Annotated in this window: 28 protein-coding genes; 10 read left to right on the top strand and 18 right to left on the bottom strand. The window is 57.8% G+C overall.

What is annotated here, in order from left to right:
• The first annotated feature begins 3 nt into the window (after positions 1-3).
• From nlpI to mtr, 4 genes are all read left to right on the top strand, one after another.
• Complete coding sequence (gene nlpI, locus ACMWLG_RS13730; protein WP_023309331.1) at positions 4-888, top strand: lipoprotein NlpI; 885 nt, start codon at positions 4-6, stop codon at positions 886-888.
• Positions 889-995: 107 nt separating this feature from the next.
• A complete protein-coding gene (yrbN, locus tag ACMWLG_RS13725) occupies positions 996-1,076 on the top strand; it encodes a protein YrbN (RefSeq protein ID WP_097397692.1) in 81 nt (26 codons plus the stop codon).
• Positions 1,069-2,964 (top strand): DEAD/DEAH family ATP-dependent RNA helicase, encoded by a 1,896-nt coding sequence (locus ACMWLG_RS13720; protein WP_023309330.1) that lies wholly within the window; start codon positions 1,069-1,071, stop codon positions 2,962-2,964. Before yrbN ends, ACMWLG_RS13720 begins: the two co-directional genes overlap by 8 nt.
• Positions 2,965-3,106: 142 nt before the next feature.
• Complete coding sequence (gene mtr / locus ACMWLG_RS13715) at positions 3,107-4,351, top strand: tryptophan permease (protein WP_045355428.1); 1,245 nt, start codon at positions 3,107-3,109, stop codon at positions 4,349-4,351.
• A gap of 62 nt (positions 4,352-4,413) precedes the next feature.
• On the opposite strand, the gene ACMWLG_RS13710 is transcribed toward mtr, so the two are convergent.
• The 3 genes from ACMWLG_RS13710 to ubiU form a co-directional block, all read right to left on the bottom strand.
• Positions 4,414-5,421 carry a luciferase-like monooxygenase gene (locus tag ACMWLG_RS13710; protein ID WP_045403516.1) on the bottom strand — a complete coding sequence of 336 codons (1,008 nt, stop codon included), beginning with the start codon at positions 5,419-5,421 and terminating at the stop codon, positions 4,414-4,416.
• A 78-nt stretch (positions 5,422-5,499) separates the two neighbouring features.
• Positions 5,500-6,378, bottom strand: coding sequence for a U32 family peptidase (locus tag ACMWLG_RS13705; RefSeq protein WP_045403510.1), 879 nt, complete (start codon positions 6,376-6,378; stop codon positions 5,500-5,502).
• 7 nt (positions 6,379-6,385) lie between these two features.
• Positions 6,386-7,381 carry a ubiquinone anaerobic biosynthesis protein UbiU gene (gene ubiU, locus ACMWLG_RS13700; protein ID WP_023309326.1) on the bottom strand — a complete coding sequence of 332 codons (996 nt, stop codon included), beginning with the start codon at positions 7,379-7,381 and terminating at the stop codon, positions 6,386-6,388.
• 211 nt (positions 7,382-7,592) lie between these two features.
• Here ubiU and ubiT point away from each other — a divergent pair, with 211 nt between their 5' ends.
• Both ubiT and ACMWLG_RS13690 read left to right on the top strand, forming a co-directional pair.
• Entirely contained in the window at positions 7,593-8,117 is a 525-nt protein-coding gene (gene ubiT, locus ACMWLG_RS13695) for a ubiquinone anaerobic biosynthesis accessory factor UbiT (protein ID WP_045403508.1), read from the top strand.
• Positions 8,111-8,614 (top strand): GNAT family N-acetyltransferase, encoded by a 504-nt coding sequence (locus tag ACMWLG_RS13690; RefSeq protein WP_023309324.1) that lies wholly within the window; start codon positions 8,111-8,113, stop codon positions 8,612-8,614. Before ubiT ends, ACMWLG_RS13690 begins: the two co-directional genes overlap by 7 nt.
• On the opposite strand, the gene ACMWLG_RS13685 is transcribed toward ACMWLG_RS13690, so the two are convergent.
• Positions 8,601-8,930, bottom strand: a complete 330-nt coding sequence (locus ACMWLG_RS13685) for a GIY-YIG nuclease family protein (RefSeq protein WP_023309323.1) — start codon at positions 8,928-8,930, stop codon at positions 8,601-8,603. The genes ACMWLG_RS13690 and ACMWLG_RS13685 overlap by 14 nt on opposite strands.
• A 14-nt stretch (positions 8,931-8,944) precedes the next feature.
• Between ACMWLG_RS13685 and ACMWLG_RS13680 the strand changes: the two genes are divergently transcribed.
• Entirely contained in the window at positions 8,945-9,379 is a 435-nt protein-coding gene (locus ACMWLG_RS13680) for a YhbP family protein (RefSeq protein ID WP_023309322.1), read from the top strand.
• Here ACMWLG_RS13680 and ACMWLG_RS13675 read toward each other — a convergent pair.
• Positions 9,359-9,877, bottom strand: a complete 519-nt coding sequence (locus ACMWLG_RS13675; protein WP_023309321.1) for a type 1 glutamine amidotransferase domain-containing protein — start codon at positions 9,875-9,877, stop codon at positions 9,359-9,361. The genes ACMWLG_RS13680 and ACMWLG_RS13675 overlap by 21 nt on opposite strands.
• Positions 9,878-10,005: 128 nt before the next feature.
• On the opposite strand from ACMWLG_RS13675, the gene ACMWLG_RS13670 reads away from it, so the two are divergent.
• Both ACMWLG_RS13670 and ACMWLG_RS13665 read left to right on the top strand, forming a co-directional pair.
• Positions 10,006-10,650: an NAD(P)H-binding protein gene (locus ACMWLG_RS13670; protein WP_023309320.1), complete on the top strand. Its 645-nt coding sequence runs from the start codon at positions 10,006-10,008 to the stop codon at positions 10,648-10,650.
• A 40-nt stretch (positions 10,651-10,690) separates the two neighbouring features.
• On the top strand, positions 10,691-11,728 hold the full coding sequence (locus tag ACMWLG_RS13665; RefSeq protein ID WP_045403505.1) for a permease: 1,038 nt from the start codon (positions 10,691-10,693) through the stop codon (positions 11,726-11,728).
• Positions 11,729-11,794: 66 nt separating this feature from the next.
• Here the strand turns inward: ACMWLG_RS13665 and dolP are convergent, their stop codons facing one another.
• From dolP to ACMWLG_RS13645, 4 genes are read right to left on the bottom strand one after another with little or no spacing between them, the layout of a single operon-like run.
• Positions 11,795-12,370 (bottom strand): division/outer membrane stress-associated lipid-binding lipoprotein, encoded by a 576-nt coding sequence (gene dolP, locus ACMWLG_RS13660; protein WP_023616279.1) that lies wholly within the window; start codon positions 12,368-12,370, stop codon positions 11,795-11,797.
• Positions 12,371-12,379: 9 nt separating this feature from the next.
• Positions 12,380-12,970: a DnaA initiator-associating protein DiaA gene (gene diaA, locus ACMWLG_RS13655; RefSeq protein ID WP_003861754.1), complete on the bottom strand. Its 591-nt coding sequence runs from the start codon at positions 12,968-12,970 to the stop codon at positions 12,380-12,382.
• A gap of 21 nt (positions 12,971-12,991) precedes the next feature.
• A complete protein-coding gene (locus tag ACMWLG_RS13650) occupies positions 12,992-13,387 on the bottom strand; it encodes a YraN family protein (protein ID WP_028014533.1) in 396 nt (131 codons plus the stop codon).
• Positions 13,345-15,489, bottom strand: coding sequence for a penicillin-binding protein activator (locus tag ACMWLG_RS13645; protein ID WP_045403501.1), 2,145 nt, complete (start codon positions 15,487-15,489; stop codon positions 13,345-13,347). The genes ACMWLG_RS13650 and ACMWLG_RS13645 overlap by 43 nt, the downstream gene beginning before the upstream one ends.
• Positions 15,490-15,551: 62 nt before the next feature.
• Between ACMWLG_RS13645 and rsmI the strand changes: the two genes are divergently transcribed.
• On the top strand, positions 15,552-16,415 hold the full coding sequence (gene rsmI / locus ACMWLG_RS13640; protein WP_045403498.1) for a 16S rRNA (cytidine(1402)-2'-O)-methyltransferase: 864 nt from the start codon (positions 15,552-15,554) through the stop codon (positions 16,413-16,415).
• A 67-nt stretch (positions 16,416-16,482) separates the two neighbouring features.
• Here rsmI and ACMWLG_RS13635 read toward each other — a convergent pair whose 3' ends face one another.
• From ACMWLG_RS13635 to kbaZ, 9 genes are all read right to left on the bottom strand, one after another.
• Entirely contained in the window at positions 16,483-18,372 is a 1,890-nt protein-coding gene (locus tag ACMWLG_RS13635) for an enterotoxin (protein ID WP_045403495.1), read from the bottom strand.
• Between the two features lie 20 nt (positions 18,373-18,392).
• Complete coding sequence (gene kbaY, locus ACMWLG_RS13630; protein WP_023309313.1) at positions 18,393-19,265, bottom strand: tagatose-bisphosphate aldolase subunit KbaY; 873 nt, start codon at positions 19,263-19,265, stop codon at positions 18,393-18,395.
• A 12-nt stretch (positions 19,266-19,277) separates the two neighbouring features.
• The gene (locus ACMWLG_RS13625; protein WP_045403491.1) at positions 19,278-20,426 is read right to left on the bottom strand and encodes an SIS domain-containing protein; all 1,149 of its coding nucleotides are present in this window, start codon (positions 20,424-20,426) and stop codon (positions 19,278-19,280) included.
• A gap of 201 nt (positions 20,427-20,627) precedes the next feature.
• Positions 20,628-21,806 carry an N-acetylglucosamine-6-phosphate deacetylase gene (gene nagA / locus ACMWLG_RS13620; protein ID WP_045403488.1) on the bottom strand — a complete coding sequence of 393 codons (1,179 nt, stop codon included), beginning with the start codon at positions 21,804-21,806 and terminating at the stop codon, positions 20,628-20,630.
• Entirely contained in the window at positions 21,803-22,237 is a 435-nt protein-coding gene (gene agaF, locus ACMWLG_RS13615) for a PTS galactosamine/N-acetylgalactosamine transporter subunit IIA (RefSeq protein WP_045355421.1), read from the bottom strand. The genes nagA and agaF overlap by 4 nt, the downstream gene beginning before the upstream one ends.
• 16 nt (positions 22,238-22,253) lie before the next feature.
• The gene (gene agaE, locus ACMWLG_RS13610) at positions 22,254-23,132 is read right to left on the bottom strand and encodes a PTS N-acetylgalactosamine transporter subunit IID (protein ID WP_045355422.1); all 879 of its coding nucleotides are present in this window, start codon (positions 23,130-23,132) and stop codon (positions 22,254-22,256) included.
• Entirely contained in the window at positions 23,122-23,901 is a 780-nt protein-coding gene (agaW, locus tag ACMWLG_RS13605) for a PTS N-acetylgalactosamine transporter subunit IIC (protein ID WP_045403485.1), read from the bottom strand. The genes agaE and agaW overlap by 11 nt, the downstream gene beginning before the upstream one ends.
• Before the next feature lie 10 nt (positions 23,902-23,911).
• A complete protein-coding gene (gene agaV, locus ACMWLG_RS13600) occupies positions 23,912-24,385 on the bottom strand; it encodes a PTS N-acetylgalactosamine transporter subunit IIB (protein ID WP_023309307.1) in 474 nt (157 codons plus the stop codon).
• 20 nt (positions 24,386-24,405) lie between these two features.
• Positions 24,406-25,701, bottom strand: coding sequence for a tagatose-bisphosphate aldolase subunit KbaZ (gene kbaZ / locus ACMWLG_RS13595; protein WP_045403482.1), 1,296 nt, complete (start codon positions 25,699-25,701; stop codon positions 24,406-24,408).
• Positions 25,702-25,893: the final 192 nt, after the last annotated feature.

Raw genomic sequence — 25,893 nt, 5'->3', positions numbered from 1 at the left:
GAAATGAAGCCTTTTTTGCGCTGGTGTTTCGTTGCGACAGCTTTAACGCTGGCAGGATGCAGCAACTCTGCCTGGCGTAAGAGCGAAGTCCTCGCAGTGCCATTGCAACCGACTTTGCAGCAGGAAGTGATTCTGGCACGCATGGAACAAATACTTGCCAGTCGGGCTTTAACCGATGAAGAACGCGCACAGCTTTTATATGAGCGCGGAGTGTTGTATGATAGTCTCGGTCTGAGGGCATTGGCGCGAAATGATTTTTCACAAGCGCTGGCTATCCGACCTGATATGCCTGAAGTATTCAATTACTTAGGCATTTATTTAACGCAGGCAGGCAATTTTGATGCTGCCTATGAAGCGTTTGATTCTGTACTTGAGCTTGATCCAACTTACAACTACGCGCACTTGAATCGCGGTATCGCATTGTATTACGGCGGTCGTGATAAGTTAGCGCAAGATGATCTGCTGGCGTTTTATCAAGACGATCCTAATGATCCTTTCCGTAGCCTGTGGCTTTACATCGTTGAGCGGAAGCTCGATGAGAAGCAGGCAAAAGAGGCACTGAAACAGCGCTTCGATAAATCGGACAAGGAACAGTGGGGATGGAACATTGTCGAGTTCTACCTGGGCAACATTAGCGAAGCAACGCTGATGGAACGCCTCAAGGCGGACGCAACGGATAACACCTCGCTCGCTGAGCATCTCAGTGAAACCAACTTCTATTTAGGTAAGTACTACCTAAGTCTGGGGGATATGGACAGCGCTACGGCACTGTTCAAATTAGCGGTTGCTAACAACGTACACAACTTCGTTGAGCACCGTTATGCATTGTTGGAATTATCGCTCTTGGGCCAGGAGCATGACGACCTGGCAGAATCGGACCAGCAATAGCTGACGACATAAACATCAGCCCGTAATCTTTTGATTGCCATCACCTTAACTGGTGAGGGCGTTGTTGTTCGTCAATACACCTACTTTGAGCCGGTTCACACTTTTCAATGAAAATTGCTAATCATTTTCACGATGAGCTAAGTAGACTGGCCGCCATTAATATCGAGGCACTTGTACTACATGGCTGAATTCGAAACCACTTTTGCAGATCTGGGCCTGAAGGCTCCTATCCTTGAAGCCCTTAACGATCTGGGTTACGAAAAACCATCTCCGATCCAGGCTGAGTGTATCCCACACCTGCTTTCTGGTCGTGACGTGCTGGGCATGGCCCAGACTGGTAGCGGTAAAACTGCAGCATTCTCGCTGCCGCTGCTGAACAACATTGATCCGGACCTGCGTGCACCGCAGATCCTCGTCCTGGCTCCAACCCGTGAACTGGCTGTTCAGGTTGCAGAAGCCATGACGGAATTCTCTAAACATATGCGCGGCGTAAACGTGGTAGCCCTGTACGGCGGCCAGCGTTATGACGTGCAGTTACGCGCCCTGCGCCAGGGCCCACAGATTGTTGTCGGCACGCCGGGCCGTCTGCTGGATCACCTGAAGCGCGGTACTCTGGACCTCTCTAAACTGAGCGGCCTGGTACTGGATGAAGCAGATGAAATGCTGCGTATGGGCTTCATCGAAGACGTCGAAACCATCATGGCGCAGATCCCGGACGGTCATCAGACCGCGCTGTTCTCTGCCACCATGCCTGAAGCGATTCGTCGTATCACCAAGCGCTTCATGAAAGATCCTCAGGAAGTGCGTATTCAGTCCAGCGTAACCACTCGCCCGGACATCAGCCAGAGCTACTGGTCTGTGTACGGCATGCGCAAAAACGAAGCGCTGGTACGTTTCCTGGAAGCAGAAGATTTTGATGCGGCGATTATCTTCGTTCGTACCAAAAACGCGACCCTGGAAGTGGCTGAAGCCCTGGAGCGTAGCGGCTACAACAGCGCAGCGCTGAACGGCGACATGAACCAGGCCCTGCGTGAGCAGACTCTGGAGCGTCTGAAAGACGGTCGTCTGGATATCCTGATTGCAACCGACGTGGCAGCACGTGGTCTGGACGTTGAGCGTATCAGCCTGGTTGTAAACTACGACATCCCGATGGATTCCGAGTCTTACGTTCACCGTATCGGCCGTACCGGTCGTGCGGGTCGTGCTGGCCGCGCGCTGCTGTTCGTTGAGAACCGCGAGCGTCGTCTGCTGCGTAACATTGAACGCACCATGAAGCTGACCATTCCAGAAGCTGACCTGCCAAACGCAGAGCTGCTGGGCAAACGCCGTCTGGAAAAATTCGCCGCGAAAGTACAGCAGCAGCTGGAAAGCAGCGATCTGGATCAGTATCGCGCGCTGCTGTCGCAGATTCAGCCTGTTGCTGAAGGCGAAGAGCTGGACATGGAAACCCTGGCCGCAGCACTGCTGAAAATGGCTCAGGGTGAACGTAGCCTGATCGTGCCACCAGATGCGCCGATGCGTCCTAAGCGTGAATTCCGTGACCGTGACGATCGCTTTGAACGTCGTGGCGACCGTAATGACCGTGGCCCACGCGGTGACCGTCCAGAGCGTGGTGGTGAAGACCGTCCACGTCGTGAACGTCGTGACGCGGGTGACATGGAACTGTACCGCATTGAAGTGGGCCGTGATGATGGCGTTGAAGTTCGTCACATCGTTGGCGCGATCGCTAACGAAGGCGACATCAGCAGCCGTTACATCGGTAACATCAAGCTGTTCGCATCTCACTCCACCATCGAGCTGCCAAAAGGCATGCCGGGCGAAGTGCTGCAGCACTTTACGCGTACCCGCATCCTGAACAAGCCGATGAACATGCAGCTGATGGGTGATGCACAGCCACGCCCTGACCGCGGTGGTGAACGTCGTGGCGGTGGTCGCAGCTTCGGTGGTGAGCGTCGTGAAGGCGGCCGCAGCGAAGGTCGCGGTGGTGAAGGTCGTCGTTTCTCCGGCGAGCGTCGCGAAAACCGTGGCCCACGTCGTGAAGAAGGCACCAGCCGCCGTCGTTTCGGTGACGCGTAAGCCTTTCGCTTCTGACGTAAAGTAAAATATACAGCCCCGATATACGTTATCGGGGCTTTTTTTATTCCTTTTGTACTCTTGTACTGGTACAGTGCGTCACATTAAAATGCAGAACCGCATGATTGACTGGAGAAAAGGCTGTATGGCGACACTAACCACCACCCAAACGTCACCCTCGCTGCTTGGCGGCGTGGTGATCATCGGCGGAACCATTATAGGTGCCGGGATGTTTTCCCTGCCCGTGGTCATGTCCGGTGCGTGGTTCTTCTGGTCGCTGGCGGCGCTGGTCTTTACCTGGTTCTGCATGCTCCATTCCGGGCTGATGATCCTTGAGGCAAACCTGAACTACCGCATTGGCTCCAGCTTCGACACCATCACCAAAGATCTGCTGGGTAAAGGCTGGAACCTGGTGAACGGGCTGTCCATCGCGTTTGTGCTCTATATCCTGACCTACGCGTATATTTCGGCGAGCGGCTCGATTCTGCATCACACCTTCTCGGAGATGTCGCTGAACGTTCCGGCGCGTCTGGCTGGGTTGTGCTTTGCGCTGGCTGTGGCGTTTATCGTCTGGATGAGTACCAAAGCGGTGAGCCGCATGACGGCGATTGTATTAGGCGCTAAGGTCATCACCTTCTTCCTGACCTTCGGCAGCCTTCTGGGGCACGTGACGCCCGCCACGCTGTTTAACGTTGCCGAAGTGAACACCTCCTACACGCCGTACCTGCTGATGACGCTGCCGTTCTGTCTGGCGTCGTTCGGTTACCACGGTAACGTGCCGAGCCTGATGAAGTACTACGGCAAAGATCCCCGCACCATTGTGAAGTGTCTGGTCTACGGCACGCTGCTGGCGCTGGGTCTGTATGTTATTTGGCTGCTGGGGACGATGGGCAACATCCCGCGTCCGGAATTTATCGGCATTGCCCAGAAGGGCGGTAACATCGACGTGCTGGTGCAGGCGCTGAGCGGCGTGCTGAACAGCCGCAGCCTGGATCTGCTGCTGGTTATCTTCTCTAACTTTGCGGTGGCGAGTTCTTTCCTGGGCGTGACGCTGGGCCTGTTTGACTATCTGGCGGATCTGTTCGGCTTTGATGATTCTGCGATGGGGCGTTTAAAAACTGCGCTGCTGACCTTCCTGCCGCCGATTGTGGGCGGCCTGCTGTGGCCGAACGGCTTCCTGTACGCCATCGGTTATGCAGGGCTGGCGGCAACTATCTGGGCGGCGATTGTGCCGGCGCTGTTGGCGCGCAAATCACGTAAACGCTTCGGCAGCCCAAAATTCCGCGTCTGGGGCGGTAAGCCGATGATTGCGCTGATTCTGGTATTCGGCGTTGGTAACGCACTGGTACACGTGTTGTCGAGTTTTAACCTGTTGCCCGTTTATCAGTAAAACGAGGGGTTGACCCCCTCACCCCGGCCCTCTCCCATAGGGAGAGGGAGAAAAGCAAAAAACTACCCCACCAACTCCTCTTTCACCTGCATCGCCAGTTCAAACGAATGCAAACGCGCCTGGTGATCGAAAATCTGGCCGTTAACCATAATCTCATCCGCCTGCGTTTCGCGCAGCACCGCGTCCAGCCCGTGACGCACTTTCGCCTTATCGCCAACCAGCGACATGCTCAGGGCCTGCTGCACGCCATACTGCTCGGAGGCGGACCACCGCTGATGCATATTCTCCACCGGCGGCGGAAGCTGCCCCGTCTCACCGCGACGCAGCTTCACAAAAGCCTGCTGCATTGAGGTAAACAGGAATTCCGCGTCGCGATTGCTGTCGGCCGCAACGATGTTGATACACACCATTGCGTACGGCTTCTCAAGACGCTCGGACGGTTTGAAGTTCGTTCGGTAAAGATGCAGCGCCTGATGCAGCATATCCGGTGCAAAGTGGGAGGCAAACGCAAACGGCAGCCCAAGCTGCGCGGCGAGCTGTGCGCTGTAGAGGCTTGATCCCAACAGCCACACCGGGATCTTCTCACCGTAGCCCGGCACCGGGCGCACGTGCGGGTTCGGATCGCGCGCGTCGAACCAGCCCACCAGCTCGGCCACATCGCGCGGGAAGTTGTCGATATCGCCGCTCATATGGCGACGCAGGGCGCGCATGGTTGGCTGATCGCTGCCCGGCGCACGACCAAGACCCAAATCAATACGCCCCGGATAGAGGGTATTCAGGGTGCCAAACTGCTCGGCAATCACCAGCGGGGCGTGGTTCGGCAGCATCACGCCGCCGGAGCCCAGGTGTAGCGTGGTGGTGTTTGCCGCCAGATAGCCGATCAAAACCGAGGTGGCGGCGCTGGCTATGCCAACCATATTGTGGTGCTCGGCCAGCCAGTAGCGGTGATAGCCACGCTTTTCGGCCAGCTGAGCCAGATCCAGAGAGTGCGAAAAGGCTTCTCTTGCCGAGGAGCCCTGAGGGATCGGCGCCAGATCCAGCACCGAAAACGGAATGGTTTTGTCAGTCATAACAGCTCACTTTGTCGACGGTCAATCTTTAATACTGCATTAAAAAATGATAACCGTTGTTAACAAAGTGAGCCTTTTTTACGCCTGAAGTTCCAGCCCGGCGAGACGTCTCCAGTAGCCGTTGCAGTCGCTGTTTGCCGTCAGCGGCAGCGGAGCGGCGCCGTTTTCATTGGCGCGGAAGGCGTCCAGCATCGCGAACACGCCGGTATCCAGCGGTGACAGACGCACCATGTCCACCAGCCCGTCCATCGACGCCAGCTCGTTGCCGAGGTTATAGACATAGCCGCTCATGGTCTGAATACCGTTGAGGACAAATACCTGCTGATTCTCCTGCGACAGCATGCTGCGTCCGTTCGGGTACTTGATGCAGCAGGTTTCGCATTCGTCTTTCGGGCGGTCTTCCGAGCGCGCGGTGAAGCAGCGGGCGGAGTAGGCCAGCGGCAGATGGCCGTAGCTCAGCACTTCCACTTCAAACTGATTGCGAATGCCCAGCTCGTCGCACTGTTTAAGCAGGTTTGCCAGCCAGTCGCGGGAGAGCTCTACCGGCATGCACCAGCGCGTCATTCCCTGTTTGAGCAGCAGGCGCAGGGTTACGGCGTTGTAGCAGTTCAGGGCATGGCCCGCGACAAACGGCAGCTTGCGTTCAGCGCACATGTTCACCACGCCCAGATCGCTCGCTTCCAGCAGGAACTCGCCGTTTTCAACGTAGCGCTTCAGCTCGCCCAGTTCGGACGACGCCTGCACAAGCGCGAGCGTGGAGAGCACTACCTGCTTGCCGCTTCCGGCCAGGCCTTTCGCCATATCCAGCCAGTCGCCCACTTTTGTGGCGCGGCGCTTGCTGCACACCGCTTCGCCGAGGTAAATCACGTCGGCGCTGCTGGTCGCGGCCTGTTGGTAAAAATCTTCCAGCGTCCCTTTTGGCCAGTAGTAGAGCACCGGTCCTAATGAATATTTCATGATGATCTCACTGCCATTTACGGTGATACGCGCCAAGCGTGGTTTGTGTGCCTTCGGACATCGAACCAAGCGTTTCCATCCAGGCCTGCTGTGGAGCGTAGTTCTGCGGATCCGCCATGCAGCGGTCGATGGCCTGACGCCACACTTTCGCTACCTGGCTCACGTAGGCCGGGCTACGCTGACGTCCTTCGATTTTCACCGAGGCAATATTGGCCGCCAGAAGTTCCGGCAGTAGCTCCAGCGTATTGAGGCTGGTCGGCTCCTCCAGCGCGTGATAGCGCTCGCCGTCGACCAGATAGCGGCCTTTACACAGGGTTGGATAACCGGCGTTTTCACCGTCCTGGTAGCGGTCGATCAGCACCTCATTCAGGCGGGATTCCAGCCCCTGTGGGGTTTGCTGCCAGCGGACAAAGCGGGCAGGAGAGCAGGCCCCGACGGTATTCGGCGATTCACCGGTTAAATAAGAGGAAAGATAGCAACGGCCTTCAGCCATGATGCACAGGCTGCCAAAGGCAAAAACTTCCAGTGGCACTGGCGTGACGCGCGCGAGTTGCTTAACCTGATGAATAGAGAGCACGCGCGGCAGCACCACGCGGGCCACGTCAAAGTGTTGATGATAAAAACGCACCGCCTCTTCGTTGGTGGCAGATGCCTGAACAGAGACGTGGCGCTCAATATGGGGATAGCGTTCTGCCGCATACTCAAGCATGGCGAGGTCGGCCAGGATCAGCGCATCGGCACCCAGCTGTGCCGCCATATCCACCGCGCGCTGCCAGCGGGCATAGCCGTCAGGATGAGCAAAGGTATTGATGGCGATATGCAGCTTGCGGCGGTGCTGGTGAACGAAGTTAACGGCTTCCTGAAGCTTTTTCTCCGTAAAGTTGAGGCCAGCAAAATGGCGGGCGTTGGTATCATCCTTCAGCCCGATATAGACCGCATCGGCCCCATTTTCGATGGCCGCCTTAAGCGCCGGAAGGTTTCCGGCAGGGCAGAGCAGCTCCATAATTTATCCTGATGTAGTCGATCGCAAAATTGTTAACGAGCTGGGATTTTAATTAACCCATACGCGACAATTTTTGATTTAAGGCAGCTAATGGCGTATTGATGACACCAATAATGAGGTACGGCTGACGACGGTTTGTTGATTTACGCCGCTATGTTGTGCTTCGGATATGGCAAAATAGCAGGACTATAGATATCAGGGAGTAAAGCTCGTGCTGGATAAACTGCGTTCACGTCTCGTACAATTTGGTCCATCAATGCTGAGCGTGCCGGTCAGGCTGGCGCCGTTCGCGCTTAAACGCCAGGTGCTGGAGCAGGTCCTGAGCTGGCAGTTCCGCCAGGCGCTGCAGGACGGCGAGCTGGAGTTCCTGGAAGGCCGCTGGTTAAGCATTGAGGTGCGTGACATCGGGCTGAGCTGGTTTACCTCCGTTGAGAATGACCAGCTGATCGTACGCGAATCCGCCGACGCGGATGTGAGCTTTAGCGCCAACGCCAGCGATCTGCTGATGATCGCCGCGCGCAAGCAGGATCCGGATACGCTCTTCTTCCAGCGCCGTCTGATGATTGAAGGCGACACGGAGCTGGGCCTGTACGTGAAGAATTTAATGGATGCCATTGAGCTGGAGCAGATGCCGAAAGGGCTGCGCGTGATGTTAATGCAAGTGGCAGATTTCGTTGAGGCCGGGCTGAAAACCCCGCCGGACGGTAAACACACTTCAGTAGGTGAGCCATGCTGATTCGAGTCGAAATTGGGATTGATGCGCCGGGGATCGATGCGTTGTTACGCCGCGCCTTTGCGAGCGATGCCGAAGCCCAACTGGTCCACGACCTTCGCGAAGACGGCCTGATTACGCTGGGGCTGGTTGCCACCGATGACGAAGGTCAGGTGGTGGGCTATGTTGCCTTCAGTCCGGTCATCGTTCAGGGCGAAGAGCTGCAGTGGGTCGGCATGGCGCCGCTGGCGGTAGATGAAAGCTATCGCGGGCAAGGTCTGGCGCGCCAGCTGGTCTATGAAGGGCTGGATTCGCTCAATGAGTTTGGCTATGCAGCCGTTGTCACGCTGGGCGATCCGGCGTTCTATGGCCGTTTAGGCTTTGAGCAGGCCGCGCATTACGATCTGCGCTGTCGCTGGCCGGGTACGGAATCCGCTTTCCAGGTCCACCGCCTGGCGGACGACGCGCTCAACGGCGTCAACGGCCTGGTCGAGTATCACGACCATTTCAATCGCTTTTAATCAGGCTCTCGCGTAGCGCCTCAAAGGAGCCGTCTCCGGTCACGAGGCGCTCTTTCTGGCGCTTCGTCAGCTGCTTGATGCGGTATTCCAGCCTGAGCGCCAGCGATCGGTCGCCGACTGCCGCTGAGAAGGCGAGCTGTAATTCCCCTTTCCCCCGCAGCGCTTTTGCCCCTTTCCCCGTTTGATGTTGTAAAAAACGCCGCGCCACATCGGTGGTGATCCCGGTGTAGAGGGCGTTATCAGCGGTTCGGACAAGATAGAGAAACCAGCACACGGTAAACGGATTCAGTATGTTAAGGTGAACGCACCATAGCATGAGAGAGAACGAAAATGGAAACACTGGCCGCCATTAACCGCTGGCTGGCAAAGCAGCACGTTGTCACCTGGTGCGTCTATGACGAGGGGGAAATGTGGTGCGCAAATGCGTTTTACTACTACGATCCTGAGCGCGTGGCTTTTTATGTCATGAGCGAAGACAAAACGCGGCATGCGCAGATGACCGGCCAGCAGGCAAAGGTGGCGGGGACGGTAAACGGCCAGCCGAAAACGGTAGCGCTGATCCGCGGCGTGCAGTTTAAAGGGGAGATCCGTCGTCTGGATGGTGAAGAGAGCGACGCGCGCCGTAAGCTCTACACGCGCCGCTTTCCCGTTGCCGCTGCGCTAAAAGCCCCGGTGTGGGAAATCCGCCTCGATGAGCTGAAATTTACCGACAACACCCTGGGCTTTGGCAAGAAGCTGCACTGGTTACGCGCCGAGCAGGCGTAGCGCTTCGCGGTTAAACGCCGGGAGATCGTCCGGGGTTCGGCTGGTGATCAGCTGGTCTTTGTCGTTGACCACCTCCTGATCGTAAAACTCGGCCCCCGCATTTTTCAGATCGATAACGATCGGTTTCACGGCGGTAAGCTTACGCCCGCGGACCACGTCTGCGCTGATGAGCAGCTGCGGGCCGTGGCAGATGGCAAAGACCGGTTTGCCGGTGGAGACAAAGTCCCGGGTGAAGGTCACGAAGCGCTCGTCCCCGCGCAAGGAATCCGGGGAATGGCCGCCGGGTAACAGCAGGGCGTCAAAATCTGAGGGACTCACGTTATCGATGGTTTCATCGATGGTTACGGTCGCCTCGCCCTTATGGCCTGTCACCGTTTTACCCGCCTCTTTCTCAATGGTGATGACCTCATGTCCCGCCTTGCGGAACGCCTCTGCTGGAGAGGTGAATTCTGAATCTTCAAACTCGTCGGTAATCAAGACTGCGATTTTCTTGCCCATGCTTCCTCCGTTGTTTTGGCTTCAGACTGATTTTTCTCCGCTTGTGGTAAATACTTACCCGTAACAGACTTCTAAGTGTGGTCGACGACGCTGAGTTCGCAAACGGACAATTCTGTAAAGGGGAAAAGATGAGTCAGGTATTGATTACAGGTGCTACCGGGTTAGTGGGCGATCATCTGCTGCGGCTGCTGATTCAGGATCGCCGCGTGAACTATATCGCCGCACCGACGCGTCGACCGCTGGCGGACATATCCGGCGTCTTTAATCCGCACGATCCTCAGCTGACCGACGCGCTGGCGCAGGTGCAGGATCCCATTGATATCGCCTTTTGCTGTCTGGGCACCACGCGGCGGGAGGCGGGCAGCAAAGAGGCATTTATCCACGCCGACTATACGCTGGTGGTGGATACCGCGCTCACGGCGAAAAAGCTGGGGGCCAAACATTTTCTGGTGGTCAGCGCGCTGGGCGCCAGTGCCGGGTCGCCTTTCTTCTACAACAAGGTGAAGGGCAAGATGGAGGATGCGCTGATTGCGCAGAAATGGGAGCAGCTGACGATTGTGCGCCCCTCGATGCTGATCGGCCACCGGGACGAACGCCGGTTTAACGAGTCGATATTTGCCCCGCTGTTTCGCATTCTTCCCGGCAACTGGAAATCCATCGAGGCACGGGACGTCGCGCGCGCGATGTTAAAAGAGGGGCTGGCCCCGTCGAAAGCGGGCGTAAACATTATCCCTTCGGCAAAACTGCGTGAAATCGCTCAGGGCGAGGCGTAAACTCCCCCGGCTAATAACCTAATACTCTCCGGGGAATGCTATGACTGGTCAGTCTTCATCTCAGGCGGCAACACCTGTTCAGTGGTGGAAGCCCGCACTCTTCTTTCTCGTGGTCATTGTTGGCCTCTGGTACGTGAAATGGCAGCCGTACTACGGCAAAGCCTTCACCGCCGCCGAAACGCACAGCATCGGTAAATCTATTCTCGCACAGGCTGATTCCAGCCCGCTTCAGGCGGCGTGGGACTACGCCATGGTCTACTTCCTTGCCGTCTGGAAGGCCGCCGTCTTAGGCGTGATCCTGGGGTCACTGATTCAGGTGCTTATCCCGCGCTACTGGCTGGTGAAAACCCTCGGGCAGCCGCGCTTTCAGGGCACGCTGCTGGGGACGATTTTCTCTCTGCCGGGCATGATGTGTTCCTGCTGCGCCGCGCCCGTGGCCGCAGGGATGCGCCGTCAGCGCGTGTCGATGGGCGGCGCGCTGGCGTTCTGGATGGGGAACCCGCTGCTTAACCCGGCAACGCTGGTGTTTATGGGCTTTGTGCTGGGCTGGCATTTTGCGTTCATCCGTCTGGTCGCCGGGCTACTGACCGTACTGGTGGTGGCGACGCTGGTGCAAAAACTGGTGAAGGATACTGCCGCAGAACCCGCAGCCGTTGAGCTGGACGTCAGCGAGCCGCAGGGGGAATTCTTTGTGCGCTGGGGCAGGGCGCTATGGCAGCTTTTCTGGAGCACCATCCCGGTCTATATCCTGGCGGTACTGGTTCTGGGGGCGGCGCGCGTCTGGCTCTTCCCGCATGCGGATGGCGCTATCGACAACACGCTGATGTGGGTCATTGCGATGGCCGTTGCAGGCTGTCTGTTTGTGATCCCAACGGCGGCGGAGATCCCGATTGTTCAGACCATGATGCTGGCCGGTATGGGCACTGCGCCGGCGCTGGCGCTGCTGATTACGCTGCCGGCGATCAGCCTGCCGTCGCTTATCATGCTGCGTAAGTCGTTCCCGGCCAAAGCGCTGTGGCTGACCGCAGGGCTGGTGGCGTTGAGCGGGGTGATGGTGGGCAGTATTGCGTTGATGTAAAAAAAGCCCGGTGGCGCTAGCGCTTACCGGGCCTACAAAAAAATCCCCTCAAGCGAGGGGATTTTTTTATTTGATGTAAGTAAACGCGGTGGTGACGTGCTTCACGCCGCTCACCCGGCTGGCGATATCGGCCGCCGCTTTCCCTTCACGTTCGGTCACCAGACCCAGCAGGAACACTTCGCCGTTTTCAGTCGTCACTTTCACGTTGGATGATTTCACCTGGTCCGAGCCCAGCAGCTGGGAACGCACTTTGGTGGTGATCCAGGTATCAGAAGAGGCGTCACCCAGGCCAATTGGCTTGCCCTGGCGCACTTCGTTAAACACCTCTGTGGTCCCTTCGACGCCCATCGCAATCTGTTTCGCACGCGAGGCGAGCTCCATATTCGGCGCCTGGCCTGCCAGCAGCACTTTGCCCTGATAAGCCGTCACGTTGATACGCGCCTCTTTCTTGATTTGTTCGTCTTTCGACAGCGCGCTGTTGACGCGCAGCTCCAGCGTACCGTCATCTACCTGCGTCCCCACAGAGCGCGGATCGGTCGCTGCTTTGGTACCCACTGCAGCGGTGCCCACAACGGCCGCAGCGATACATCCCTGAAGCAGTAATGCAGACATAAGGACTGCGAGGGTCGATAAAGCCTTCATAAGAACTCCTTAATCATCCTGGTGAGGGAAAAGCGTGTTATCGATCAAATCACATAAGCAGTTCACCGTGAGCATATGCATCTCCTGAATACGCGCGCTCCGGTGAGAAGGAATGCGGATTTCCACATCCTGCGGCCCGAGCAGACCCGCCAGCTCACCCCCGTCATAGCCGGTTAAGGCCACGATAGTCATGTCGCGGGTGACGGCGGCTTCAACGGCTTTGACAATATCCCGGCTATTGCCGCGCGTGGAGATGGCCAGCAGCACATCTCCGGCGTGACCCAGGGCTCGCACCTGCTTTGCATAAATTTCGTCATGCAGACGATCGTTAGCAATCGCCGTTAAGACCACATTATCGGTGTTAAGTGCAATGGCGGGTAAACTCGGGCGTTCTGTTTCAAAGCGATTGATCATGCTGGCAGCAAAATGCTGTGCGTTGGCGGCTGACGTGCCGTTGCCACAACAGAGGATTTTGTTGCCATTAAGCAGGGATTGTACCAGCGTCATTGCGGCACGCGAGATAGCATCCGGAAGGGCTTCCGCCGCGGCAATCTGAGTCTGGATGCTTTCTGTGAAGCACACTTTAATTCTTTCGAGCACGTTATCCCTTTTAAATCTTAATTATGCGTCTTCGCCAAAAGCGTTTTTAAGCCATTCGATCTCATTTCCGGTGAAGGCTATCACATCGAACCGGCAATCCACAGTATCAAAGCTCCCATTATGGCGGGCAAGCCACAAGTGGGCAGTCTGTAATAATTTATGTTGTTTGGCGAGCGTCACGCTGGCGGCAGCACCGCCAAAACGGGAGGACTGTCGAAAGCGGACTTCTACAAACACGATGACCTGACCGTCTTTCATGATCAGGTCGATTTCGCCGCCGCGCCCGCGGACGTTAGCGGCGATAAAGCGCAGTCCTTTGCCTTCAAGCCAGCGACGCGCCTTTAACTCCCACGCATCGCCGGTCTCTTTACGGCTTAACTGGCCGGGACGATTTGCCCCTGCTGGTATTTGAGCCATGATAACTTCCTGTTGATCACGCAGTCCTGAGTCGCGGTCAGATCGCCGGTGTTGCCGTTAAGCTCAAAGCCCGGCACCTGACGCATCTGGGTAAAGTGGTTCGCCAGCGCCCAGGCATCGACACCCATCGCATACAGACGCGCCAGTGAATAATCGTTACGTACGGTACTTAGCGCCTGCTGCATCAGCGCCGGGTTGCTGCCTGCCAGCATCGGGATTTCGCTGTACTGCAGACCGTCCATTTCCAGACGGAAATCCGGGCCTGCGGTGCCCTGCGCGCTGCGCGAGCTGGCGTAGAGCGTTGCGCCGCTCTGGCTGCCGTTACGCATCGCGATCATCGGTTTGATAAAGGCGATCTCCTGCGGCGTGGCAACGATATAGGCCGCATCCACTTTGCCGCCACCGCTAATCTGCGCATCGGTAGGTGGGGCAGGGATCGTCAGGCCGCCAATCGTCACGCTCTGCTGCTGCGGCAGGCTTGCGGTGACCGGGCTACCGTTAAGCGCGATACCCGCCCCGCCGTTGACGCCCGCGCGCAGTTCAGAGACGGAACCGAATTTCTGCTGCAGCACCACGCCGCCGCCGAGCTTCTGCCACTCATCGGCAAAGGCATTGGCCACGCGATCGCCCAACGCGCTGCGTGGGATGAGCAGCAGCGGAGCCTGCTTACCCTGCTCGTGAATATGGCGCGCCGCATCGCGGGCTTCATCTTCAGGGGAAAGCGCAAAGTAGCAAATATTGGCTCGGTTCTGAACCTGCTCAGGCTGGTTGAGCGCCAGCACGTTCAGCGTGGTATTGCTCTTCATCAGCTCTTCCACGTTGTTTTTCAGCAGCGGACCGACAACGATGCTCGCCCCGTCCTGTTGAACCTGCGCCAGAACCTGGTCAAGCGGCTGCGAGCTGGTGTCGTAAATTTTCAACTCAGCGCCCGGATTAGCGCTGGTGGTTGCCACGGCCTGCGGCTGCGCAGCAGGTTGGGCCGCGGGTTGTGCAGGCTGCGGTTGAGTCTGTTCTGCCGTTGCGTCAGACGCTGGCGCCGATTGCGTCTCGGCCGGAGCCTGAGTAGCGGGTGCTGTAGTAGCCGGGGCTGCCGGAGCCGTCACCGGGTTTTGCATCGTACCCTGCGCCGGCGCTTGCGCCGTGGTCAGGTCGCTGGTCTCCGCTGCGGACGGGCTGACCACATCATTCACGTTAGCCGCCTGGGCCGCCTGCGCGGGAACCGCGCTGCCGGTTACCGAGGTGGTACCGTTTTTCGCGGCTTCAAAGCCCTGCTGAATGGTACGGCCAAACACCGCCGCCTGGCCGTTGAGCGGCAGAAGCAGAGCGATTTTGCTGGTGGACGCTGGCTTAAAGTTCTGCACGTTCACCAGTTGGGTTGGCAGCATTTTCGCACCCGGGTTTTGCGGGTAGCGCGTCTGCCAGTCGGTAATACCGGCTTTCAGCATCTTTGGATCGCTGCGGTTGTTAAACCACATCTGCTGCAGATCCAGCCAGCCCTGAAGGACGTTTTCATCGGCGTTGATGACCAGCGCCTGCGCCTGTTCCTGGGTCATCGAGGCAAGCGCTTGCCAGGTGGCATCGATATTTTTCTGCTTGTCGGCACCGCCGAGCAGTGGCTCTTGCGCGACGAGGGCGCGGAGCAGCGTCAGGGAAGGGCGCCCCTGCTCCGCGGTAATGCCCGCCTGCCAGAAGCGAGCCTGCTGATTTTTATCCAGCGCGCTCACGTCAATATCCCCGAGGATCTTCTTCGCGGCGGCGTAATCTTTCAGTGCGACCTTCAGCTCGGCAGAGAGCAGGCTCTGCTCACGACGCTGGGCGTCGTTAAGATCTTTTGGCAACTGGTTAAACAGTTCGGCTGCCTGCTGGGTTTTACCCTCTTTCAGCAGTGCACGAATGGCGAGTAATTGCCAGTTGGTCTTGGTATCATTTGAACTCTGCGACATTTGTTGCAGATAAAAGCCAGAATCAGCCTGAGCAGAACCCTGAAGATGGGCGGTGCTCTGGTCAGGTGCCTGGGTGCCACAGCCTGCAAAGATCAGGGCTGCCAGCAGAAGCGGCACGCTGCGCGTGGCTTTTTTTCGAAGAAACGTTAACGGTACCATACTGTATCCAGTGATTTTTTTTACGCAATGCTCAATATTAAATCGGCAATACGGACGAAACAATGAAACAACACGAAACGGCAGATAATTCTCAAGGCCAGCTTTATATTGTACCTACTCCTATCGGGAATTTGTCTGATATTACCCAACGTGCGCTCACCGTACTGCAAGCTGTTGATTTAATTGCTGCTGAAGATACCCGCCACACCGGCTTACTGCTGCAACATTTCGCGATTAATGCCCGTTTGTTTGCTCTGCACGATCACAATGAGCAACAAAAAGCCGAAACGCTGGTGGCGAAGCTGAAAGAGGGACAGAACATTGCCCTGGTCTCCGATGCCGGTACGCCGCTGATCAACGATCCCGGCTATCACCTGGTGCGTACCTGTCGTGAAGCCGGTATTCGCGTTGTGCCGCTGCCGGGGCCGTGCGCTGCCATTGCTGCGCTGAGCGCGGCGGGTCTGCCGTCTGACCGTTTCTGCTATGAAGGCTTCCTGCCTGCTAAATCCAAAGGCCGCCGTGACGTGTTAAAAGATCTGGAAGCGGAACCGCGCACCCTGGTTTTCTACGAATCCACGCACCGCCTGCTGGAGAGCCTGGAAGATATGGTGACCGTGTGGGGAGAAGCCCGCTACGTGGTGCTGGCGCGCGAGCTGACCAAAACCTGGGAAACCATTCACGGCGCCCCAGTGGGTGAACTGCTGGCGTGGGTGAAGGAAGACGAAAACCGCCGCAAGGGCGAAATGGTGCTGATTGTCGAAGGGCATAAGGCGCAGGAAGACGCGCTACCAGCCGACGCGCTGCGCACGCTGGCGCTGCTGCAGGCGGAACTGCCGCTGAAGAAGGCCGCAGCGCTGGCGGCGGAAATTCACGGCGTGAAGAAAAATGCGCTGTATAAGCATGCGCTGGAGCAGCAGGGGGAGTAAGCCCCTGCCGCCTGTTTTGCCGGGTGGCGGCTGCGCCTAACCCGGCCTGCAGATCGTTATGCGTGTTTTAGCTAACTGGTACCGCCTCAAACACCAGCGTTTCCAGCGGCTGCAGCGTAATCACCACCGCGTTTTTATACTCCTCCGGTACGGTTGAATTACTGCCGTACACCGCTTTCAGACGAAACTGCGCCGCGTTTCCTGTCGGGATTTCAAAATCTTTTGTTAAATCCAGGTAGTAGCTTTGCGGCTTATCCGACGGGTTACGCAAGCCGAGAATCGCTTTGTCCTTGCTCCAGGATGCCCAGCCGTAAACCTGCAGCGCGGTTGGATCGCCACCAATCCAGTGTGTATCCGCCAGCACGCCGGCGTTTTCCCGCGACCACTTCGCGGCCCGCGCCAGGGTGTCCCACTTCGCCTTATTCAGCATTGAAGGGGTGATATACAGCTCCTGCAGCTGGGTTCCGGTGGCGAAGTAGCTCCAGACCTGATCGGCAAAGTCGCTGTCCGTTTGCACCTTCTCCAGCCCGTAATAGGCGTTTTCCGCGCTAACGATCCCGTGGTACATCAGCGAGTTCAACGGGAACAGCGGCCCTTTGCGAACAATGGAGCGGTACGTTTCCGCATCGCGGTAGGTCATCCACTGCTGCACCGGCGTGCCGGGACCGTACAGGTTGATGTCATCGCCCTGGCGCCAGATGGAATCAGCGTAGAACAGCCAGGACGGGCTGGCGTTGGTACCTGTCGTCAGGTTAATAAACAGATTCGGGTTGGCGCTGCGCATGTTGTGCAGCAGAGCGATAGAGGCGTCAAAATCCGAGGCGAACGGGCTGCCCTTAATATGCGAATTGGCATTACCCATCCCGTCCAGCTTGAACGAGGTAATGTGCTCGTTTTTAATTAGCTTAACGATCTGCTCATTGAAGTTTTTAAAATAGTTTGGGCCTGACAGCGCCAGCTTCCCGTCTACCGTTTCGAAACCGTACTCTTTTGCATGCGAGACGCGAGTGTCGCGCGGTTTGTTATATCCACCCCACGGCGAGAGCCACAGTCCAACGGAGCTGTGCATGCTGTCGGCTTTTTCCCGAACTTTGCTAAAACCGTTGCTGAATGCCGGGCCAAACAGCCAGCGTCCGGTCAGGTCATCCCAGCCATCGTCAAGCAGGAACGCATCCAGCGCCACGCCGCGCCCGGTGATAAATTCCTTATTCCATTCATCCATCCGCCCCAGCACGTCCTGCTCGGAGTACGGGGTAAAGAAGCCGATATCCATCCAGCTGTTGTAGTGTAAATAAGGCTTATACGGACGCGGGCGGACGGCATCAATAAACTGGTTTACGCTGCGGCGCAGCTGGCTGATCTCCGGGAAGGTGCCGAACCAGGTGGTAAAGCTGACCGGCGACTCTGGCTGAATCGGCGTTTTCAGCTCTACGTTGAGATTGGTGGTCGCTTCATAGGCGTAAGTGTTAACGATGGGCTTGTCCGGCAGAATAAAGAACGAGTCTGCGACGATCGGCGAGCTGTTAATCGCCCCGTCTACGTAAGGTGCCTGAGCCTGCTTTTTGGTCGGGAAGAAGGTAATTTTTGCCACGTCTCGCGGCTGACCAACGGCGGCAACGGTGTAGTCGATGCTGGCGTATTTCCCCTTCACCAGGTTCAGCTTCACCGTTACGTTAAAGTCCGGATGGGTGAAATCGATGACCAAGCCGCTGTCCTGCTTTTCGACATGCTTGATTTTAAAATCAGCGGTGTGGATTTTCGTCTCGTCCGGCAGCGTCAGAAAGAACAGCTCCTGCGGCGTGAGCGGATGGTTAGCCCTGGTGTCCTTAACCACTACCGTTGAGTTTGCATCATCAAATGACAGAGCAATATTGTCGTTACCGAGCGCGTAGTTCGCGGCCACCGCGCTATGGGAAACGCACATGGCCAGCACTGAGAGTGCGAGGATTTTTTTCATCAGCGTAAGCTCCTTTTTAATCAGGCTTCTGCCGGAAGCAGCAATCGGTTTGCCGAGCCGCAAACGGCGATCTTGCTTCTGACCACCTCTTTCATGGCGTCCATGCCGACCCGCATATAGAAGCGCGGATCGTTGCCCTGCGGGTTTTCGGCAAACCAGGCCTTAACCGCGTCAGAGAAAGCAATTTTCAGCTCGGTCGCCACGTTGACTTTGCACACGCCCAGCTCGATGGTGCGGCGAACAAACTCATCCGGCACATCGCTCGCGCCGTGCAGCACCAGCGGCACGGTGACCACTTCGCGAATTTCCGCCAGCCGCTGGAAGTCGATTTTCGGGCGTTTGGTATACAGGCCGTGGGCGGTGCCGATGGCGACGGCGAGGCTGTCAACGCCGGTCAGTTCGACGAAGCGTTTCGCCTCCTGCGGATCGGTGAGGAATGCGCTTTCCGCGTCCACGCTCATGTCATCTTCCATGCCGCCCAGACGGCCCAGCTCGGCCTCGACGCTGCAGTCGTTGAGGTGGCAGAAATCGACCACCGACTTCACCAGCTTCACGTTTTGTTCAAACGGGTAGTGGCTGCCGTCGATCATCGCGCTGCGCACGCCCGCGTTGACCTTGCGGCGAATATCGTCCAGCGATTCGTGGTGATCGAGGTGCAGCGCCAGCGGCATGTCGTAGGTGTGGGAGTAGGCGCTGCACAGGGCGTAGATCTCTTCCAGCGCAATATGCTTAAAGGTGCCCGGCGTGCCCGCGAGGATCACCGGCGATCGCATTTCGCTGCACGCTTCGAGGATCGCCTGGATCGTCTCCGCGTTGTGGATGTTGAACGCCGGAACGGCGTAGCCTTTTGCCTGCGCGTCCTGCAGAAGATATTTCGTCGAGATAATACTCATAATCAGATCCTCTTAAGCCTGCCACGGATGAATAACGACGCCCTGCACCACGCGGTTGACCGTCCCGCTGGCCGATGGCGTATCGGGCGTAATGCCTGTGCTAAGCGACTGGGTGAGCGCAAAGACCTGGGCATACATCAGGAAGCAGAACGCCTGTTCCATATCGATAAACGGACGTGAAGGCGGCAGCAGAATGTGCGGACCCGCTTCAATGACCGGATCGTTTTCAGCGGCGATGGCGACGACGCGCAGGGCCTGGCGATCGCGGCGCAGTTCGGCCAGCAGATCCAGATCGTACTGACGCGTATATGGATGGCTGGAGATGAACACCACCACCAGCGTTTCATTGTCGACCAGCGACTTCGGCCCGTGACGGAAGCCCGTAGGAGAGTCGTAAAATGCAGCCAGCTTGCCCGCCGTCAGCTCCAGCACCTTCAGCGCCGATTCGCGCGCCGCGCCCTGCAGGCCGCCGCTTCCCAGATACACGATCCGTTTCCACGGTTCGCTGCCAAAGACGCCGTGGCTGAAATCCCCGAGCGAGGCGAGGATCGCCTGACAGCGATCGGCGACGTCGCGGAAGGTGTGGCTATTGATCGTTTCCGGGGCGAACACGGCCAGACAGCTCGCCATCATGGTGGTGATGCTGCTGGTCATCGCGAACCCGCGATCGTGCGTTTCGGCAGGCATCAGCAGGGCAAAGGCGTTATCGCTGTCGACGGCGTTCTGGTACAGGCTCCCCGCCTCGTTGCAGGTAATGGACAGGTGGTAGCACTCCGGCACGAACTGGTTTGCCAGCTCAACGGCCGCGACGCTTTCCGGACTGTTGCCGGAGCGGGCAAACGAAACCAGCAGCAGCGGGTGCCCAGGGCTGAAGTAGTCCATCGGGTTCGTGACCAGATCGGTTGTCGGGACGGCGGTGAAGTTTTTCCCGGTGTGGCTTGAAAGCCATGGCGCAATGATATCGCCGATAAAGGCGGACGTACCCGCGCCGGTCAGGACGATCCGCAGATCGCGCTTGCGCAGCAGCGGCGTCAGGAAACTGTCGATCGAAGCACGCAGGTTATCGATGTTGTTGAGCGAGCGGATCCAGCTGGCAGGCTGCTGGCGGATCTCTTCCTCGGTCCAGGTGCCGGTTGCGGTGGCGGTAGTGGTTTGTTGCATAACTCAGTCCTTAGTCGTGTGAATTCCACATCAGACGCTGGCAATCGTGTCGCTATCTTTCGTTTCGTTTCACTTGTTCACTTAAGCAGTTAAATAAAATCTATAGAAAAGATATCGAAACTTCAATGAAAGAAAAGAAATAAAACGAAAAGTGTGATCGTGAAAGGAAAGGGAAAATTTAAGGAAAGGAAAAGAAAGGCCTTACGGTTTCAGGCCGTAAAGCCAAAAGAAGACACAATGAAAGGGCTTAAGGGGGAGAGCCTGGCCCTGAATCCAGATCCGCTGGAGGTGTAAACCCCCGTCCAGCGCAATAATATTGGCGCGTTTGCCCGGGGCTAAGGATCCAAGCTGATCGTCAACGCCCAGCAGCCGGGCAGGGTGCAGCGAGGCCATATGGATCGCCTCTTCGGCTGTTACGCCCGCATACACCACCATATTCCTGACCGCGGCATCCAGCGACAGCGTACTGCCCGCCAGCCCGCCGGAGCCGGTTCGAACCACGCCGTTTTGCATCGTGACCTCTTCACCGCACAGGGTATACAGACCGTCCGGCATACCTGCCGCCTGCATGGCATCGGTAATCAGCACCACGCGATCCTGAGCGCAGCAGCAGCATAAACGCATCGCTCCCGGATGGACGTGGTGGCCGTCGGCAATCAGCTCCAGCCACGCCCGTTTGTCCGTCAGCCCTGCGCCGACCATGCCGGGCTCTCTGTGGTGCAAACCCGTCATACCGTTGTAGCAGTGCACCAGCCCGTCGGCACCCGCATCAAACGCGGCGAGAGTTTGCCGGTACGTAGCAGCGCTGTGGCCCAGCATGACGCGGATACCGCGCTGTTTAAGATGATGAATCGCCTGCAGCGCGCCGGGTTTTTCCGGCGCGAGCGCCACCACCCGTAGCGTGCCCTGTGAAACGTCAATCAGCCTGTCCAGCTCGGCGATATCCAGCTCCCGGAACAGCTCGGGCGGATGCGCCCCTTTGTTCTGGGGCGTAAAGTACGGTCCTTCCAGATAACTGCCCAGGATCTGCGCGCCGGGGCCGCCGGACTGACTGCGCCGGGCGATACGCATCAGTGCGCTGTGGATGGCTTCCATCGGCGCGGTCACGGTGGTGGGCAGAAATGCGCCCACGCCTTCACGCGCTTTATGCATCGCCAGAGTGTCCAGCACGTCAGGCGCATCATCCATGACGTCCACGCCCGCGCCGCCGTGGACGTGCGTATCGATATACGCCGGGCAAAGCAGCTCCGCATCGCGCGCCGTAACGCCCGCCGGGATGGGTTCAATCGCCGCAACCGCGCCGCTTTCAATGCGTAGCTGGTGGTCGTCCAGCCAGCCCTGTTCGGTAAGGATCCGTCGCGCGCGCAGCAGCTGGCTCATATCCCTTCCTCAGCCGGAGCTTCCTCGCGACAGCGCCCCAGCTCGTCGACCAGGCTCGTCAGGCCGCGGTGCCCGCACTCCAGCGCCTGCAGACGAAACGCCTCGCTGCTTAATCCGTCGCGCTCCAGCACCATCTCCAGCAGCAGCTGCAGGTTGGTGCCGGTGATGACTTCACTGCCCGGCCGTTGCATGGCGAGCGTCGATGCTACGCGAAACGGCGTGCCGCCGAGCAGGTCGGTGAGAAACACAATATCGTGCTCTGCATCGAGTTCACTCACTGCCTGCTCAAGCTGAGCGGTCAGCCGCGCGGTGGTGGAGGTTTCCGGAAAATCGATGGCGATAAACTGCGGCTGTTCGCCCAGGATCTGCTTCATCGCCTGCTCAAGCCCGCTGGCAAAACCGCCGTGACCCGTCAAAATAATGCCTAACATCGCAACCTCTTTGCTTTTACAGGAAGTGACAGAATTTACCGACAACGCCCAGCAGCACGGTGATACCGATCAGCCGCAGCGGGCTCCAGCCGCGGCGTACCAGCCAGAACATGGTCAGGGTGTAGACCAGCGGCAGGAACGCGGGCATCAGCTTGTCGATGACGTCGGCCTGCAGTTTGACGACCGCATCACCCGCCTTGATTTCGAGCGTGGTATTGAGGCGGACGTAGGTTGCCACCAGCGCGCCAATCACCGTCATCCCGACGATAGACGCCGCGTGGCCGACCTTTTTGGTGTTGGCTTTAATCAGCGGAATGGCCGCGACGCCCATCCGGTAAGCGTAGTGCGCCAGGCCAAAGCGCAGGCCGAGGTGTACCACGTTAAACAGCACGATAAAGACCACCGCGCCCAGAATCGAACCCTGCAGCGCCAGGCTGGCACCAATACCGCCGCAGATGGGCAGCAGGGTCAGCCAGAACATGGCGTCGCCAATACCGCCAAGCGGCGCGCCGACGGCAATTTTGGTGCTCTGGATGCTGTTCACATCCTGCTTGGAGCGCTCCATCGCCAGAATGATGCCGATAACAAAGGTCACCAGGAACGGGTGGGTGTTAAAGAAGCCCATATGGCCTTTCATCGCCCGCGCCAGGTCCCGCTTGTTGGTGTGGATCTTTTTCAACGCGGGCAGCAGCCCGTACAGCCAGCCGGAGGCCTGCATACGTTCGTAGTTAAACGAGGCCTGCAGCAGCATGGAACGCCAGGCCACGCGGTTGATATCCTTTTTCGTCAGCTCGGCACCGATGTTCTGGTCTTCGTAGACGTTTTCATTCACGCCGGTCAGCAGCGTCTCTTCGCTTTCAGACACGCCCGGCAGGGTGGTGTGGTTAGATGCCATCTTCGAATTCCTCTTTCTGAGCGGCGGGAACCGTCGGTTCAGGTGATTTACGCATCAGGTCGATCAGCGCCATCGCCAGCGCGGCGGCCGCAATTGCCAGCACCGGAAGCTTGAGCCAGGCAGCGGCGACAAAACCGATAATGAAGTAAGGGATGTAGACGTTTTTCATCATGATCTTCAGCAGCACGGCGAAGCCGATGGCTGGCATGATGCCGCCCGCGACGCCGAGGCCGTCAATCAGACGCGCTGGCAGAACGTCAATGGCGGTTTTCGCATGTTCCGCACCGAAGTAGATTGGCAGGAACGCGCACAGAAAATAGAAGATGCCGAGCGCCAGCAGCGCAAGATAGTTAACCCGTTCAATTCCGTTGGTGTCTGCATTGGCCGCCATGCGATCGCAGCGCGACATGACGCCGGACATCACCGAGAAGAGGAACGTAATCCCCATCTGCACCGCAACGGCAAACGGCACGGCGACGCCAACCGCGACTTCTGGCTTCACGCCGGTGCTGATGGCAAACGCGGTCCCCACGATGGTGCCGATAATGACGTTAGGCGGCTGGGCACCGGCGAGCGGGGCCAGCCCCATCCAGACCAGCTCTAACGTACCGCCGGTCAAGATGCCGGTGTGCAGATCGCCCAGAATCAGGCCGACCAGCGGCCCGAGCACCACCGGGCGGTGCATGTGCGTTAACCCGTTAAACATATCCAGACCGGCGATAAAGGCGAGTATGCCCAACCCCAGCGCCTGCAACAGACTGATTTCCATTGTGAATCCCTCAGAGCAGTTTAAAGAGATCCAAAGCAGTTTCTGTTGGAACGCCCTGAACGAAGCATTCCACACCGGCCGCTTTCAGGCCGTTGAACGCGTCAATATCGTTCGCGTCGACAGAGACCGTTTTGGCAATTTGTTGTTTGCCACTGGCGTAGTGCATATTTCCGACGTTAATACGGGTGATGGGCACGCCGCCCTCGACCAGCTTCAGAAAATCGGCAGGTGATTTGCAGACCAGCAGGATTTTCTGGCGGTCAGCGGCGCGGTGAATGTTGTCGATGACCTTTTGCAGCGACCAGAAGCGCACGGCGATCCCTTCCGCGAGCACCATTTCCATCAGGTTCTGTTGAACCGGATCCTCAGCGACCTCGTCATTAGCGACCAGCACCAGGTTTGCCCCCGCAAACCCCACCCACTGCACGCCCACCTGACCGTGGATCAGGCGTTCGTCGATGCGGCATAAGACAATGTTTGGCATAGCGTTTTCCTCTTTTTTAATTATGCGTCTTGAGTCGTTACGCCTTCGCAGGCGGCGTGATACTGCTGGAGTATGTCCTGAATGTGGTCGATGATGAGTTCCCGTGGCGTTGACTTGAGAGCGCCCTCGCGAACTTTGCTGTACTGCAGCGGCAGGTACTGGCTGATCAGCGGCAGGGGAACAGGCTCGTCTGCCAGGTTACGCACCAGCCGTGCAAAGGCGTCGTCGATCTGGCTGTCCGGCCAGTAGTAGCGCACGCGGTCAGAGTAGCTGTAGCCGCGCGCCAGGCGACGCGCGTTGCCGTCACCGTGGTAATGGCTTTGCCAGTATTCCGGGCGGTCGAGCATGACGTTTTCCAGCACGTGACGCAGGCCGGAGCTGGCTTTTGCCGGCAGCAGCTCCTCTTCAATGGCGGCCAGCGAGAACAGCGCCTCGCGCAGGGAGAAGGTCAGGGCGGGGCCAACTTTCAGAACGGCAAAGTGATCGTTAACCAGCTGGCGCAGCGCCTGCGGCGTCTGGTAGTCGGTGGAGTGCGCTTCAAACACCAGCGTATCGTAGGCTTCAACCATTTTGCTCAGGGCCACGGCTTTCTGCGGCTGATAGTCGCAGACGTGCGCGTGGTCGAACTCCACGCCAGGCTGGACCACCAGGCCAATAATGCGCGGCCAGATGTCGCTTAAGCCTTCCTTTTCGAACGCGTGGCGGTGCGCTTCAAGCGTGGCGCGGGCCGCGTCCGGCGTGGTGACGGCAAGTTCGGTGAGCGTCTCGTGCGCGCCACCGGGAACCGGCACTTCCGTGCCGATAACGTAGACCAGATCGGATTCACCAAACTGCTCGCGACACGTCACTTCGGCAATCTTCGCCAGGCGTGCGGCGCGTCCGGCGACGATCGCGTCGGTCAGGGGAACCGGGTCGTCCTCGCAGGACATGCTGCAGTCGAGGTGGATCTTTTTGAATCCGGCGGAAACATAGCTTTTGATCAGATCGTCGGCATTTGCCATCGCCTGTTCCGCAGGGAGATTTTGCCAGCGGTTAGGGCCCAGATGATCGCCGCCGAGGATCAGCTGTGATGTCGGAAAACCGAGCGACTCGGCCAGCCGGCAGACAAACGCGTGAAAATCCGCAGGCGCCATGCCGGTATAGCCGCCAAATTGATCCACCTGGTTGGAGGTCGCCTCGATCAGCAGCGGCGTCTGATGCGAATGCGCGTAACGAATTGCAGCTTCAAGTACCAGCGGATGTGCGGAGCAGACGGCATAGATCCCGTTCGAATTCCCTCGTTTATGTTGTTCCACCATTTCTGTCAGATGTTTCACTTTCCTCTCCATTTCGGATGGCAATGACACTTGTCTTTCGTTTTGTTTCATTTAATCCTGCATCATGGTGATATAAAAATAAAACGAAAGATAATAGTTTTCCGATCTGTTTCACAAAAGAAACATAATGAAAGGTTTCAGCGCAGTGTTGGCTTGCGTCTGTACGTAAGGCGGGACTTGCATTCCCGAAAA

It is taken from the genome of Enterobacter sp. 01-M-02-SI-ECC, assembly GCF_047530595.1.
Taxonomy (GTDB): domain Bacteria; phylum Pseudomonadota; class Gammaproteobacteria; order Enterobacterales; family Enterobacteriaceae; genus Enterobacter; species Enterobacter cloacae_M.
This window is presented reverse-complemented; position numbering and strand designations above follow the sequence as displayed.